We start from the raw sequence: 15244 nt of genomic DNA, 5'->3' as shown, positions 1-15244 counted from the left end.
AAAGGCTTATAGCCGTAGAGGAAACCACCCGTTGGACGGGTGGTCCTCATTTTGCGTAAAACAAAGATAGTCGATTTTCAAGAGCAATAATGTTTGTTTGTATTTCGGTGTCACTTTCAAGTAGAGGCTGTACATCGCTTTTTCTTGACAGTGAAATTTGTTTGTGGTATTTTTGATAGGTAGAATGAATAATAGGGTTCGTATGCCTAAACTAGCTAATTGTGTGAAGTTATCCGATATAGGAGGTGTAGTGATGAGAGTTAAAGTAATCTTAGCATGTGGGGAATGTAAGCAAAGAAATTATCATACTATGAAAAACAAAAAGAACGACCCAGAGAGAATTGAACTAAAGAAATATTGTAAATTCTGTAAAACTCATACAGCACATAAAGAAACAAAATAATGCAATTTAATCTTTGATAAGGATTAAAGAGGTGGATTATGGCCAAAAAAGAAGTAAAACAAACTAAAGAAGTAAGGAAAAGCAAAGAAGTAAAGAAAAACAAAGAGAGTTTTTTGAAAAGTTTCACGGGCTTTTTTAAGAGCGTATGGTATGAAATCAAAAAGGTTAATTGGCCGACAAGACCTGAGCTAATACAACATACTTCTGTTGTTCTAGGAATTGTTCTAATAATGACTGCGATTGTTTGGGTGATTGACTTTGGGATAGGATCTATCCTTTCGCTAATTATATAATAAAGAGGGTTTTAAATTTATGGATCAAAACAACAATGATGCTAAATGGTATGTAGCTCATACTTATTCTGGATATGAAAACAAAGTAAAGGCTAATATATACGCTACAGTTGAGAATAGAAACATGAGTGATTTGATTCACGAAGTCCATGTTCCTATGCAAGAGGTAGAGGAATTTAAGAATGGAAAGAAGAAAATAAGTCAGAAAAAAGTATTTCCAGGGTATGTACTAGTAAAAATGCTCATGACAGATGAATCATGGTATGTAGTTCGTAATACCAGAGGAGTAACTGGATTTGTTGGACCCGCTTCAAAACCCGTTCCGTTGACCCAAAATGAACTAAAAAATATGGGCATTAAAGAAAAACTACCTCAAATTGACTTAGAGATTGGTGATCATGTAGAGGTAAAAGATGGGCCACTACAAGGCTTTACTGGATTGGTAGAAGAGATTAACCATGAAAAGCTAAAAGTAAAGGTCAATATATCTATGTTTGGCAGGGAGACACCTGCAGAATTAGATTTTACACAAATTGTGAAAGTATAATACAATAGGAGCAAATCATAATATCCTGGTATTATAATATATAAAGATAAAGGAGGTATTATCATGGCTAAAAAAGTCATTGGTATGATAAAATTGCAAATTCCTGCTGGTAAAGCTACTCCAGCACCACCAGTTGGTCCAGCACTTGGGCAACATGGTGTTAACATCATGGGTTTTTGTAAAGAGTTTAATGCAAAGACTGCTGATCAAGCGGGTATGATTATCCCAGTTGTAATTACAGTTTATGCAGATAGAACCTTTACATTTATTACAAAAACTCCACCGGCTGCTGTATTGCTAAAGAAAGCAGTTGGACTTGAAAGTGGTTCTGGTGTGCCAAATAAACAAAAAGTTGCGACTATAAGCATGGACAAGGTTAGAGAAATTGCTGAATTGAAAATGCCAGATTTAAATGCAGCATCTGTAGAGACAGCTATTAAAATGATCGCTGGAACTGCAAGAAGTATGGGTATTGTCGTAGAAGGATAACAGAAATAGGTGGGAGGAGTATTCCGCTATTACCACAAGGAGGATGTAAGATGAAACGAGGAAAGAATTACAAAGAAAAATACAAATTGATTGATCGTACTAATTTATACGATGTTGAAGAAGCAGTATCATTAGTAAAAAAAGTTGCTACAGCTAAATTTGATGAAACAATAGAAGCACACATTAAGCTAGGCGTAGATTCTAGACATGCAGATCAACAAGTTCGTGGAGCTATTGTTCTACCACATGGCACAGGAAAATCCGTTCGGGTTCTTGTATTTGCAAAGGGCGATAAAGCTCAAGAAGCAATTGATGCAGGCGCTGAGTACGTTGGAGCAGAAGAATTTGTAGATAAAATCACAAAAGAAAATTGGTTTGAATTTGATGTTGTTGTTGCTACTCCAGATATGATGGGCGTAGTTGGTCGATTAGGTAGAGTGCTTGGACCAAAAGGTTTAATGCCTAACCCTAAATCAGGAACCGTAACATTTGAAGTTGGAAAAGCAGTTAACGACATTAAAGCAGGTAAAGTAGAATATAGACTTGATAAAACAAATATTATCCACGTTCCAGTAGGAAAAGCTTCTTTTGATGAAGGTAAACTAAACGATAATCTTAATGTTTTACTTGAAGCAATCAAAAAAGCGAAGCCATCTGCTGCAAAAGGACAATACTTTAAAAGTGTTACAATAACAAGCACGATGTCACCTGGAATTAAAATCAATTCTGCAAAAATCTAATCAAACAGCATTGATGATAAAATAAACTTGACAAGCTGATCCCATGATGTTATACTTCATGTGATTTATAAATAAATAATCTTTCGACCGAAGACAATAGGTGCGTAGTCTTAATATCCTATCGAGGTTATACGAAAAGTTAGTGATTAAAGCTCTCTTTGTATGCCTCGCATTCAAGAGAGCTTTTTGCGTGATACAATGAGCCAAGCGAAAGCAAAGCTTTCGCAGTATATATGTAAAGAAACAGACAATCAGCTTGCTGAATTGGCTGTGGAGTTACATATATACGTAATGAATGCGCAGCATTCATTTGGCGAATGTCGCGACGAAGGAATCGATTTATCGATTCTGGAGGGCTACGCATACGTAATGAATGCGCAGCATTCATTACGTGAATGTCGCGACTGAAGAATTGACGAAGTCAATTTGGAAGTGTACTAATTTGGCTAAAGAGTTCCGTGAACTCGAGTCTGGTTGAAAAATTCTTATAATTAAAGCTTGATTAGTATACTCAAGACAAACTTAAGGGAGGTGGAACAAGCGTGTCAAAGAATCAAGAACTTAAAAAAGAGATTGTAAGCGAATTGGCAGATAAATTTAACCGAGCTCAAAGTGCGGTATTGGTTAACTATAGAGGGCTAAATGTAGAAGAAGTTACAGAGTTTAGAGCTCTTGCTAGAAAAGCAAATGTTGACTATAAAATCTATAAAAATACAATGATGCGATTTGCAGCAAAAGAAACAGGCCTAGAAGGTTTGGTTGAATACTTGACAGGTCCATCAGGTATTGCTTTTAGTTACGATGATCCAGTAGCAGCAGCAAAGGTTATAGTTGATTTTGCAAAAACTCATAAAAAAATGGAAATTAAAGCAGGTATGGTTGACGGAAAAGTGTTAGATCAACAAGGTGTCAATGACTTGGCTGAATTACCATCAAGAGAAGTACTTGTTGCAAAAGTACTTGGCGGCTTAAACGCACCAATTACTGGTTTTGTAAATGTATTAAATGGAAATATAAGAGGTTTAACTATTGCATTAAACCAAATTAAAGAACAAAAAGAAGCTACGGCTTAATATTTGAAAACAATTGGAGGAAAATAAAAATGGCAAGTGAAAAAGTAACTCAATTAATTGAAGATGTAAAAGGTTTAACAGTATTAGAATTATCTGAATTAGTAAAAGCTTTAGAAGAAGAATTCGGTGTAAGTGCAGCAGCTCCAGTAGCAGTAGCAGCAGCTCCAGCAGCAGGCGCAGCAGCTCCAGCAGCAGAAGAAAAAACTGAATTTGATGTAGTTTTAACTTTAGCAGGAGACCAGAAAATTAAAGTAATTAAAGTAGTTAGAGAACTTACTGGTTTAGGCTTAAAAGAAGCTAAAGACTTAGTTGACAATGCACCAAAAACTGTTAAAGAAGCTGTTAGCAAAGAAGATGCAGACGCTATGAAAGCTAAAATCGAAGAAGTTGGCGGTTCTGTAGAAGTAAAATAATTCTTTTGCATAAGTAAATAATGATTATATTAAAGTGAGTAGATCCTACTCACTTTAATTTTATATACGATTGAAAAAAATAATTGACAATGTATGGAACTTATGATAGCATTGTAAATTGCATTAATAGTAGGATTTTTATGCATTTTTTGAATAAAATTATGCAAATAAGGACATAACACATAAGTGAAACCAAAATTAACCAAAAGAAAGTATGAATAAAATAATAATTCAAAGTACTTGAGCTTTTGGCTATTTTATTTTAAGCAAGGGGTGAATGTAGGATGACGCATCCTGTAAAGTACGGCAATAAAGAAAGAATGAGCTTTTCTAGAATTAAAGAGGTAGTAGATATTCCAAATTTAATTGCTGTGCAAGTCAATTCTTATAATTGGTTTTTAGAAAAAGGCTTAAAAGAAGTTTTTGATGATATCAATCCAATTACCGATTATACTGGAAATCTAATTTTAGAGTTCATTGACTACAAATTAGATGGAGAGCCTAAGTATTCTATCGCAGAATGCAAGGAAAGAGATGCTTCTTATTCCACATCTTTAAAAGTTCGAGTTCGTTTGATCAATAAAGAGACCAATGAAGTCAAAGAGCAAAGTGTATTCTTAGCAGACTTTCCCATTATGACAGATACAGGTACCTTTATCATTAATGGTGCGGAAAGGGTAATAGTAAGTCAATTAGTTCGATCTCCTGGAGCCTATTACTCAGAAGAAAGAGATAAAACGGGTAAAAAACTTTTTTCTTCTCAAGTAATACCAAATAGAGGAGCTTGGCTAGAATACGAGACAGATTCAAATGATATTCTTTATGTACGCGTAGATAGGACAAGGAAATTACCGATAACCGTATTACTGCGGTCTTTTGGACTTGGAACAAATCAGCAAATAAAAGATGTTTTTGGTGAAGACTTAAGGCTTCTTGCTACTCTTGAAAAGGATACGGCTCAAAATGTAGAAGAAGGTTTATTGGAAATCTACAAGAGATTGAGACCTGGTGAACCTCCAACAGTAGACAGTGCACAATCCCTTTTAAATAGTATGTTCTTCGATCAAAGAAGATACGATTTAGCTAGAGTCGGTAGATATAAATTTAATAGCAAATTGGCGATAGCAACTAGATTAATAGGCAAGAAATCATTTGACAATATCGTTCACCCCGAAACTGGAGAAATCCTTTGTGAAAAAGATCAAATGTTAGATGCAACGACTGCATGGGAAATTCAAAATGCAGGTATCAATAGGGTAGAAATAAATATAGAAGATAAACCAGTAGTAGTATTGGGAAATGGCTTTGTAGATTTAAAGGCTCAAGACTTGCCTTTTAATATTACAGGGATAGATATAGATGATTTTGTCAATTATAATGTTTTAGAAGAAATTTTAAACTCGGATAAGACAAGCGAAGAAAAGCGAGAAGAATTCATTTCAAGAATTCAAGAATTAACGCCAAAGCATATACTAATTCAAGATATTTTTGCATCCATTAATTACAATATGGGATTAGCTTACGATATTGGAAATATCGATGATATAGATCATTTGGGCAATAGAAGAATACGTTCTGTTGGAGAGCTATTACAAAATCAGTTTAGAATAGGTCTTTCAAGAATGGAAAGAGTTGTCCGTGAAAGAATGACTATTCAAGATAGTGAGGCGATTCAACCACAAGGTCTGATCAATATAAGACCAGTGAATGCTGCAATTAAAGAGTTCTTTGGTAGTTCTCAATTGTCTCAATTTATGGATCAAAATAATCCACTGAGTGAATTGACTCACAAAAGAAGATTATCCGCTTTAGGACCAGGTGGTCTTAGCCGAGAAAGGGCAGGTTTTGAAGTTCGAGACGTTCACCATTCTCACTATGGTAGAATGTGTCCAATTGAAACTCCTGAAGGTCCTAATATCGGTTTGATTGGTTCCTTGAGTACCTATGCAAGAGTTAATGAATATGGATTTATCGAGACTCCTTATAGAAGAGTGGAAAATGGAGTGGTCTACAATGACATTCACTTTTTAACAGCAGACGAGGAAGGATACTATACCATTGCTCAGGGAAATGAGCCTTTAAATGACGATGGTACATTTATAAATGAAAAAATTACTGCTAGAACTGGACTTAAAAGAGATTTTGTAACAGTGCCTAAAAGTAGGGTAGACTATATGGATATTTCCCCAAAACAAATTGTATCTGTGGCAACTGCTCTTATACCGTTTTTGGAGAATGATGATGCCAATAGAGCTTTAATGGGAGCGAATATGCAACGTCAAGCTGTACCTCTACTTGTACCACAAGCCCCTGTAGTTGGAACGGGCATGGAATATACAGCGGCTAAGGATTCAGGAGTATGTATTCTAGCAAAACGAGCAGGTATTGTAGAAAAAGTCTCTGCAAATAAAATTGTTATAGTAGCAGATGACGGTGGCAAAGATCAATATAATATACTGAAATTTAAGAGATCCAATCAAGGGACATGTTTCAATCAAAGGCCACTGGTCAAAGCTGGACAAAGAGTTGAAGTAGGCGAGATCATCGCAGACGGTCCTTCAACAGATGGTGGAGAATTAGCATTAGGCCGTAATATACTCATGGGTTTCATGACATGGGAAGGGTATAATTACGAGGATGCTATGCTTATTAGTGAAAAATTAGTTAAAGAAGATGCACTGACATCTATTCATATAGAAGAATTTGAGTCTGAAGCAAGGGAAACGAAGCTTGGACCAGAAGAAATTACTAGAGATATTCCAAATGTGGGAGAAGATTCCCTTAAGAATCTTGATGAAAGAGGCATTATTCGAATTGGTGCCGAAGTTCATTCTGATGATATTTTAGTGGGAAAAGTAACCCCAAAAGGTGAAACGGAGCTTACTGCAGAAGAAAAACTGCTTCGCGCAATCTTTGGAGAAAAGGCAAGAGAAGTAAGAGATACTTCCCTGAGAGTGCCTCATGGGGAATCTGGTATTGTAGTTGATGTAAAAGTGTTCTCTAGAGAGAACAAGGATGAAGATTTAAAGCCTGGAGTAAATCAATTGGTAAGGGTATACATCGCCAGCAAGCGAAAAATCTCCGTTGGAGACAAAATGGCTGGACGTCATGGAAACAAGGGTGTTATTTCTAGAATACTTCCAGAAGAAGATATGCCATTCTTGCCAGATGGAACACCTCTTGAAATTGTACTAAACCCACTAGGTGTACCATCCCGAATGAATATCGGTCAAGTACTTGAGGTTCATATGGGCCTTGCTGCAAAAACTTTGGGTTGGGAAATTGCAACACCTGTATTTGACGGTGCTAATGAAAATGACATTATGGACACCTTAGAGTTAGCAGGTCGTGGTCGAGATGGTAAAGTTCAGCTGTATGACGGAAGAACTGGTGAACCATTTGACAACGAAGTAACTGTAGGATATATGTATATGCTAAAACTTCATCACTTGGTAGATGATAAGATGCACGCAAGATCTACAGGACCATATTCCCTAGTAACACAACAGCCATTAGGTGGTAAAGCTCAATTTGGTGGACAGAGATTTGGGGAGATGGAAGTTTGGGCCCTTGAAGCATACGGTGCAGCTTATACTCTGCAAGAAATTTTAACGGTAAAGTCCGATGATGTAGTAGGTCGAGTAAAAGCATATGAAGCTATCGTAAAAGGGGAAAATATCCCTGCTCCTGGAGTTCCTGAATCCTTTAAAGTATTGATTAAAGAATTACAGAGTTTAGGTCTTGATGTTTCTGTTCTGACAGAGCAAGAAGAAGAACTTAGAATAGAAGAAGAGTTAACAGATGGAGTAGAATCATTAGAAAACATTGGTATTGAACTGTCTGGTAAAGAAATCATAGAAGATGATTTTGACGATTTAGAAGAAAATGAAGATGACGAACTCCTTGGAGATATTGATGTAGATGACTTTATTGGAGATATGGAAGAATATTAAATCAAGACACTAGTCGCTAGACTCTAGCTTTGGGGGATTTCTTACGGTTTCTCATTATGGCTATTAAAAGTAGCCTTTTTAGCTAGCTACTAGCAAGGAAAGACTAGACTAAAGGTTGGCAACAAAACGCTAGACTTTAGCACTAAGGCTATGAATCATAGTCTATAGAAAGACTCTAGAGGAATGCCTGCGATCTAGGGACTAGCGACTAATATTTTTAAATTTAGAAGGGAGCGGACTCCTTGGGTGAATTTGATTTTAAATCGATAAAAATTGGATTAGCATCGCCACAAAAAATACGTGAATGGTCAAGAGGAGAAGTAAAAAAACCGGAAACAATTAATTACAGAACCTTGAAGCCAGAAAAAGATGGGCTTTTTTGTGAAAAAATATTTGGACCAACTAAGGATTGGGAATGTCATTGTGGAAAATATAAGAGGGTTCGTTACAAGGGCATTGTCTGTGAAAACTGTGGAGTTGAAGTTACTCGTTCAAAAGTAAGAAGAGAAAGAATGGGACATATCGAATTAGCTGCGCCAGTTACACATATATGGTACTTTAAGGGAATCCCTAGTAGGATGGGATTGCTTTTGGAATTATCTCCGAGAGCATTAGAAAAGATTATTTATTTTGCATCTTATATTATTACAGATCCTGGTAATACGCCTCTTTCTTATAAACAGCTTTTGACAGAAAGAGAATACCGTGAAAATAAAGAAAAATATGGCAACGCTTTTCAAGCAAAAATTGGTGCTGAAGGTATTTTTGATTTATTACAAAAGATTGATTTAGATAAAGAAGCTCGAATTTTAAGAGAAGATTTAAAGACCAGTACTGGTCAAAAGAAAATTCGTACAGTTCGAAGACTTGAAACCGTAGAAGCTTTTAAAAGCTCGGGAAATCATCCGGAATGGATGGTTTTAGAGGCGATTCCTGTTATCCCACCAGAACTAAGACCTATGGTACAACTTGATGGTGGACGATTTGCTACGTCTGACTTAAATGATCTCTACAGAAGAGTAATCAATCGAAATAATAGGCTTAAGAGATTATTAGACTTAGATGCACCAGATATTATTGTTCAAAATGAAAAAAGAATGCTTCAAGAAGCTGTTGATGCTCTTATTGACAATGGGAGAAGAGGCAGACCTGTGACAGGTCCTGGAAATAGACCTTTAAAATCTCTCTCTGATATGCTTAAGGGGAAACAAGGTCGATTTAGACAAAACTTACTTGGTAAGAGAGTTGACTATTCAGGTCGTTCTGTTATCGTAGTAGGTCCAGAATTAAAGATGTATCAATGTGGCCTGCCAAAAGAAATGGCGATAGAATTGTTTAAGCCTTTTGTAATGAGAGAACTTGTAAAACAAAAATTTTCACAAAATATAAAAAGTGCAAAGCGTATGGTAGAAAGAATGAGACCAGAAGTGTGGGATGTTTTAGAAGAAGTCATTAAAGAACACCCTGTTCTATTAAATAGAGCGCCAACACTTCATAGACTTGGTATTCAGGCGTTTGAACCCATATTAGTAGAAGGTAGAGCAATTAAACTACATCCACTAGTCTGTACAGCATACAATGCGGACTTTGACGGAGACCAAATGGCCGTTCACGTTCCTTTATCAGTAGAAGCTCAAGCTGAAGCAAGATTCTTAATGCTTGCAGCAAACAATATTTTAAAACCTCAAGATGGTAGTCCTGTGGTAAGTCCTACTCAAGATATGATATTAGGTTCTTATTACATGACTTTAGAAGTTGCTGGAGCTACAGGTGAGGGGAAAGTATTTACAGATTTAGAAGAAATGGAAGCTGCTTATGACAATAAAGTTGTCTCTTTACACAGCAGAGTAAAGGTTCGCGTTTATAAAGATATCGACGGAGTGAAACAAGGTAGAATCATCGAAAGTACTGTTGGTCGATTCCTATTTAATGAATTTATTCCACAGGACTTAGGCTTAGTTAATAGAGAGAACCCAGACAATGCATTTCTTTTAGAAGTAGATGATTTAGTCGATAAAAAGAAATTATCACAAATTGTTGAAAAATGTTATCACACTTACGGACCTACAAAGACATCTGTAGTTCTCGATGATATTAAAAAAATGGGCTTCCATTACTCTACTATTGGAGCAGTTACTGTAGGGGTAAGCGATATGGATGTACCAAAGGAAAAACCAGAAATCTTGCAAAATGCAGATATTGAAGTAGAAAAAATACAAAAGATGTTTAGAAGAGGTCTCATATCAGAAGATGAACGATATGAAAAAGTTGTTGAAATTTGGACACAGGCTACAAATGATGTAACAGAAGCCATGATGAATAATTTGAGTCCACTAAATCCAATCAATATGATGGCCAACTCTGGTGCCCGAGGTAGCAAAAACCAAATCAAGCAACTAGCAGGTATGAGAGGTCTTATGGCCAGTCCATCTGGTAAAATCATCGAACTACCAATACGTTCAAACTTCCGTGAAGGTCTAAACGTATCTGAGTTCTTTATTTCTAGTCACGGTGCTAGAAAAGGTCTTGCGGATACTGCCCTTCGAACAGCCGATTCAGGTTATTTGACGAGAAGGCTTGTAGATGTAAGTCAGGATGTTATTGTAAAAGAAGACGACTGTGGCTCTACTCAAGGATATAAAGCCACACCAGTAGAAGATAATGGTGAGGTTATTGAAACCTTAAGAGATCGTATAGCTGGTAGATATGCTTTTGAAGACATTATTCACCCTAAAACAGGGGAAGTTCTTGTAAAGAAAAATGAACTCATTAGCATAAATATGGCTGCTGAAATACACGATCTAGGATTTAAGCACATCATGATAAGATCTGTAACAAATTGTCAATCTAAAGTAGGCGTTTGTACAAAATGTTATGGTGTTGATTTAACAACATGGAAAGCTGTTGGCATTGGAGAGGCAGTAGGAACTATTGCGGCACAATCTATTGGTGAGCCAGGTACGCAGTTAACCATGAGGACCTTCCATACAGGTGGTGTAGCAACAGCTGAGGATATTACCCAAGGTCTTCCTAGAATCGAAGAGCTCTTTGAGGCGAGAAAACCTAAGGGTCTTGCTATTATCTCTGAAATTGCAGGTGCTGTTTCTTTAAGAGAAACCAAGAAGAGAAAAGAAGTCGTTGTTACAGGTGATACAGAAGAAAAGGTGTATGCTATTCCATACGGATCCAGACTAAAAGTATCTGAAGGAGATGTAATAGAGGCTGGTGATGAGATCACAGAAGGTTCTATTAATCCTAATGATATACTAGCCATTAAGGGGATCCACGGAGTACAAAGATATCTTTTACAAGAAGTACAAAAGGTATATCGTATGCAAGGTGTACACATTAACGATAAACACATAGAAACGATAGTTCGTCAGATGCTTAGAAAAGTTAAAGTCATGGAAGCGGGGGATACAGAATTGCTTCCAGGAGGTTTAGTAGATATCTTTACATTTGAAGAAGAAAATGAAAGAATTCAAAAAGAAGGTAGAGAGCCTGCTACAGCAACAAGAGTACTTCTAGGTATTACAAAGGCTTCTCTTGCAACAGACTCCTTCTTATCAGCAGCTTCCTTCCAAGAGACCACAAGAGTGCTAACAGATGCGGCAATAAAAGGAAAGCAGGATCCACTAATTGGATTAAAGGAAAATGTAATTATTGGTAAACTAATTCCTGCTGGAACTGGAGTCAAAAATTACAATGACATTGTAATTTACGACGATGAGGAAATAGAAGAAGAAGCTGAAATTTTAGATGAAGAAAGTGTTAATTCTTTAGAAGATAACATTTAAAGTGTTGACATAGGAAAAAAGCAATGATAAAATCATTTAGCGAATGTATGTAGTAAGGGGGACCATCATGCTTGATCACATAAAGGTGAGTAAGAGTGTAATAGGTACAAAGCAAACCTTAAAAATGGTTAAGGGCGGTAAAGCTAAGACCGTTTATCTAGCGCATGATGTGGATCAGCACATATTCGTTGAAGTAGAAAATTGTTGTAAAAAAAACGAAGTGCCAATAGTCTATGTCGATTCCATGATAGATTTAGGAAAAGCATGTGGAATTAATAGAAAGACTGCTAGTGCTGCCTTATTAAAAGATTAGAGAACTCACTGTGTAAATAGCCCCTCTAAACGAGGGGTTATTTTAAGGCACAGGTTTCTATACAAATAATTTACGGAGGTGAAGAAATGCCAACAATTAATCAGCTTGTAAAAAGAGGTAGAGAAAAAGTAGAATATACTTCAAAAACTCCTGCCCTAAAAGCAAATCCTCAAAAAAGAGGTGTGTGTACTGCAGTAAGAACTACTACACCAAAGAAACCAAACTCCGCTCTTAGAAAAATTGCCAGAGTAAGACTAGTAAATGGAACAGAGGTAACATGTTATATTCCAGGTATTGGACATAATTTACAAGAGCATAGCGTTGTTTTAATCAAAGGTGGTAGAGTTAAAGACTTACCAGGGGTTCGTTACAGAATCATCAGGGGAGCTTTAGATACAGCAGGTGTACAAAACAGAAAACAAGCTCGATCAAAATATGGTGCCAAAAAACCAAAGAACTAAGTGCAAAATGAATCTACTATATTCATATGACTTACATGCATATATAGTATATATAAAAGCACAACGGCAGCGTAAATGTCGAGTACCGATGAATATTTAATGTTGAGGAGGGAAGCGAAGTGCCAAGAAAAGGACCAGTAAGTAAAAGATCTGTTCTTCCTGATCCATTATACAATAGTGTTGTTGTAACAAAATTAGTTAACAACATTATGCTTGATGGAAAAAAGGGTGTAGCTCAAAATATAGTATATGGAGCTTTTGATATTATTGCAAATAAAACAGACAGAGATGGGTTAGAAGTATTTGAAGAGGCTTTAAACAATATTATGCCTGTTCTAGAAGTTAAAGCGAGAAGAGTTGGTGGAGCAACTTACCAAGTGCCAATGGAAGTTCGTACTGATAGAAGACAAGCATTAGGTTTAAGATGGCTTACAAAATACTCAAGACTAAGACATGAAAAAACAATGCAAGAAAGATTAGCTGGCGAATTATTAGATGCAGTAAATAATTCAGGTGCAGCAGTTAAGAAAAAAGAAGACACTCATAAAATGGCTGAAGCAAATAAAGCTTTTGCACATTACAAGTGGTAATCAAGATTCTGTAATCACGAAAGGATGGATACTGTGTCTAGACAATTTAGCTTAGAAAAAACGAGAAATATCGGTATCATGGCTCACATTGACGCAGGTAAAACCACCACAACAGAAAGAATATTATTTTATTCCGGAAAAATCCACAAAATTGGTGAGACTCACGAAGGTGGAGCTCAAATGGACTGGATGGAACAAGAGCAGGAAAGAGGTATTACAATTACCTCTGCTGCTACTACCACACAATGGAAAGACCATAGAATAAATATAATAGATACACCAGGACACGTTGACTTTACTGTAGAGGTTGAAAGATCTTTAAGAGTACTAGATGGTTCTGTTGCAGTTTTCTGTGCAAAGGGTGGTGTTGAACCTCAATCAGAAACTGTTTGGAGACAAGCAGACAAATACAATGTACCAAGAATGGCTTATATTAACAAAATGGATACATTGGGTGCTGACTTCTACCATGTATTAGACATGTTAAAAGACAGACTAAATGCAAATGCTGTTGCTATTCAACTTCCAATTGGCAAAGAAGATACTTTTACAGGTATTATCGACTTAGTTACAATGAAAGCGGATATCTACAAAGATGACTTAGGACAAGAATTTGAAGTGACAGATATTCCAGAGGACATGCAAGATCTGGCAGAAGAATACAGAGATAAGCTTTTAGAAGCGGTTTCTGAATTAGATGAAGATTTAATGATGAAATACCTTGAAGGTGAAGAAATCACAGAAGAAGAGATTAAAGTTGCTCTTCGAAAAGGGACTGTTGATGTAAAAATCATTCCTGTAACTTGCGGTTCATCTTACAAAAATAAAGGTGTTCAATTAGTTCTAGATGCAATAGTTGATTATATGCCATCCCCATTAGATATTCCAGCAATCTCTGGACATGATATGGATAATGGAGAAGAAGTATTAAGACATGCAAGTGATGAAGAACCATTCTCAGCATTAGCATTTAAAATCATGACAGACCCATTTGTTGGAAAACTTGCTTTCTTTAGAGTCTACTCTGGTGTTTTAGCATCAGGTTCTTATGTATACAACTCATCAAAGGGTAAAAGAGAGAGAATTGGCCGTATTCTTCAAATGCACGCAAACCACAGAGAAGAAATTACTACCGTTTACTCTGGAGATATTGCTGCTGCAGTAGGTTTAAAAGATACGACAACTGGAGATACTTTATGTGATGAAAAAAGCCCAGTTGTACTTGAAAAAATGGAATTCCCAGAGCCAGTTATCTCTGTTGCTATTGAACCAAAGACAAAGGCTGGACAAGAAAAGATGGGCGTTGCCTTATCAAAACTTGCTGAAGAAGATCCTACCTTTAAAACTTACACAGATGATGAAACAGGTCAAACAATCATTTCTGGTATGGGTGAGCTTCACTTAGACATTATCGTAGATAGACTTTTAAGAGAATTTAAAGTTGAAGCAAATGTAGGTGCTCCACAAGTAGCTTATAAAGAGACAATCAAGAAACATGTTAAGTCTGAAATGAAATACGCTAGACAATCTGGTGGTAAGGGACAATACGGTCACGTATTGATTGAACTTGAGCCAAATGAACAAGGTGCTGGATACACATTCATCAACAAAGTTGTTGGTGGAGCCATTCCAAAAGAATACATCGGACCAGTTGACCAAGGTATTCAAGAAGCACTTGAAAATGGCGTCTTAGCAGGATACCCTATACTAGATGTTAAAGTAACCTTATATGATGGATCTTACCATGATGTAGACTCCTCTGAAATGGCCTTTAAAATAGCTGGCTCTATGGCGTTTAAAGATGGTTGCAAAAAAGCAGATCCAATCATACTTGAACCAGTATTCAAGCTAGAAGTAACTGTTCCAGAAGAGTACATGGGTGACATTATGGGTGATATCAACTCTAGAAGAGGTAGAATCGAAGGAATGGATGCAAGAAATGGAGCTCAAATCATAAGAGGATATGTTCCATTGTCTGAAATGTTTGGCTACGCTACAGACCTTAGAAGTAAGACTCAAGGTAGAGGTGTATACTCAATGGAATTCCACCATAATGAAGAAGTACCAAAGAGCGTCGCACAAAAGATTATCGAAGGTAAAAAATAATATATACACTGAGGAGGAATAAAAAATGGGAAAAGCTAAATACGAGAGAAGTAAACCTCACGTAAA

Annotated in this window: 13 protein-coding genes and 1 other annotated feature; all 13 genes read left to right on the top strand. The window is 36.5% G+C overall.

Annotated elements, in window-relative coordinates; all coding sequences use genetic code 11:
* Positions 1 to 253: 253 nt before the first annotated feature.
* The 13 genes from rpmG (at position 254) to fusA (ending at position 15178) form a co-directional block, all read left to right on the top strand.
* A complete protein-coding gene (gene rpmG / locus Q7P22_RS07850) occupies positions 254 to 403 on the top strand; it encodes a 50S ribosomal protein L33 (protein WP_113919947.1) in 150 nt (49 codons plus the stop codon).
* 38 nt (positions 404 to 441) lie between these two features.
* The gene (secE, locus tag Q7P22_RS07845; protein WP_303862787.1) at positions 442 to 696 is read left to right on the top strand and encodes a preprotein translocase subunit SecE; all 255 of its coding nucleotides are present in this window, start codon (positions 442 to 444) and stop codon (positions 694 to 696) included.
* Between the two features lie 19 nt (positions 697 to 715).
* Positions 716 to 1243: a transcription termination/antitermination protein NusG gene (nusG, locus tag Q7P22_RS07840; protein ID WP_303862784.1), complete on the top strand. Its 528-nt coding sequence runs from the start codon at positions 716 to 718 to the stop codon at positions 1241 to 1243.
* A 63-nt stretch (positions 1244 to 1306) separates the two neighbouring features.
* A complete protein-coding gene (rplK, locus tag Q7P22_RS07835) occupies positions 1307 to 1732 on the top strand; it encodes a 50S ribosomal protein L11 (protein WP_113919950.1) in 426 nt (141 codons plus the stop codon).
* Positions 1733 to 1782: 50 nt separating this feature from the next.
* Positions 1783 to 2472 carry a 50S ribosomal protein L1 gene (gene rplA, locus Q7P22_RS07830; protein ID WP_303862779.1) on the top strand — a complete coding sequence of 230 codons (690 nt, stop codon included), beginning with the start codon at positions 1783 to 1785 and terminating at the stop codon, positions 2470 to 2472.
* 69 nt (positions 2473 to 2541) lie between these two features.
* Positions 2542 to 2670 (top strand) — a sequence feature (ribosomal protein L10 leader region).
* A gap of 344 nt (positions 2671 to 3014) precedes the next feature.
* On the top strand, positions 3015 to 3545 hold the full coding sequence (rplJ, locus tag Q7P22_RS07825) for a 50S ribosomal protein L10 (protein WP_303862776.1): 531 nt from the start codon (positions 3015 to 3017) through the stop codon (positions 3543 to 3545).
* A gap of 29 nt (positions 3546 to 3574) precedes the next feature.
* Positions 3575 to 3958, top strand: a complete 384-nt coding sequence (gene rplL / locus Q7P22_RS07820) for a 50S ribosomal protein L7/L12 (RefSeq protein WP_303862773.1) — start codon at positions 3575 to 3577, stop codon at positions 3956 to 3958.
* Positions 3959 to 4242: 284 nt separating this feature from the next.
* The gene (locus tag Q7P22_RS07815) at positions 4243 to 7911 is read left to right on the top strand and encodes a DNA-directed RNA polymerase subunit beta (protein WP_303862770.1); all 3669 of its coding nucleotides are present in this window, start codon (positions 4243 to 4245) and stop codon (positions 7909 to 7911) included.
* A 242-nt stretch (positions 7912 to 8153) separates the two neighbouring features.
* Positions 8154 to 11708 (top strand): DNA-directed RNA polymerase subunit beta', encoded by a 3555-nt coding sequence (gene rpoC, locus Q7P22_RS07810; protein WP_303862768.1) that lies wholly within the window; start codon positions 8154 to 8156, stop codon positions 11706 to 11708.
* A 67-nt stretch (positions 11709 to 11775) separates the two neighbouring features.
* Positions 11776 to 12021: a ribosomal L7Ae/L30e/S12e/Gadd45 family protein gene (locus tag Q7P22_RS07805; RefSeq protein ID WP_303862765.1), complete on the top strand. Its 246-nt coding sequence runs from the start codon at positions 11776 to 11778 to the stop codon at positions 12019 to 12021.
* A gap of 86 nt (positions 12022 to 12107) precedes the next feature.
* The gene (gene rpsL / locus Q7P22_RS07800) at positions 12108 to 12482 is read left to right on the top strand and encodes a 30S ribosomal protein S12 (RefSeq protein WP_303862762.1); all 375 of its coding nucleotides are present in this window, start codon (positions 12108 to 12110) and stop codon (positions 12480 to 12482) included.
* A gap of 119 nt (positions 12483 to 12601) precedes the next feature.
* Complete coding sequence (gene rpsG, locus Q7P22_RS07795) at positions 12602 to 13072, top strand: 30S ribosomal protein S7 (RefSeq protein WP_303862758.1); 471 nt, start codon at positions 12602 to 12604, stop codon at positions 13070 to 13072.
* A gap of 33 nt (positions 13073 to 13105) precedes the next feature.
* Positions 13106 to 15178 carry an elongation factor G gene (fusA, locus tag Q7P22_RS07790; protein ID WP_303862756.1) on the top strand — a complete coding sequence of 691 codons (2073 nt, stop codon included), beginning with the start codon at positions 13106 to 13108 and terminating at the stop codon, positions 15176 to 15178.
* The last annotated feature ends 66 nt before the right edge of the window (positions 15179 to 15244 follow it).

Origin of the sequence: Alkalibaculum bacchi, assembly GCF_937875145.1 — a bacterium.
Classification (GTDB): domain Bacteria; phylum Bacillota; class Clostridia; order Eubacteriales; family Alkalibacteraceae; genus Alkalibaculum; species Alkalibaculum bacchi_A.
Note: the sequence above shows the minus strand (reverse complement) of the source record. Positions and strands in the feature narration are given on the sequence as shown.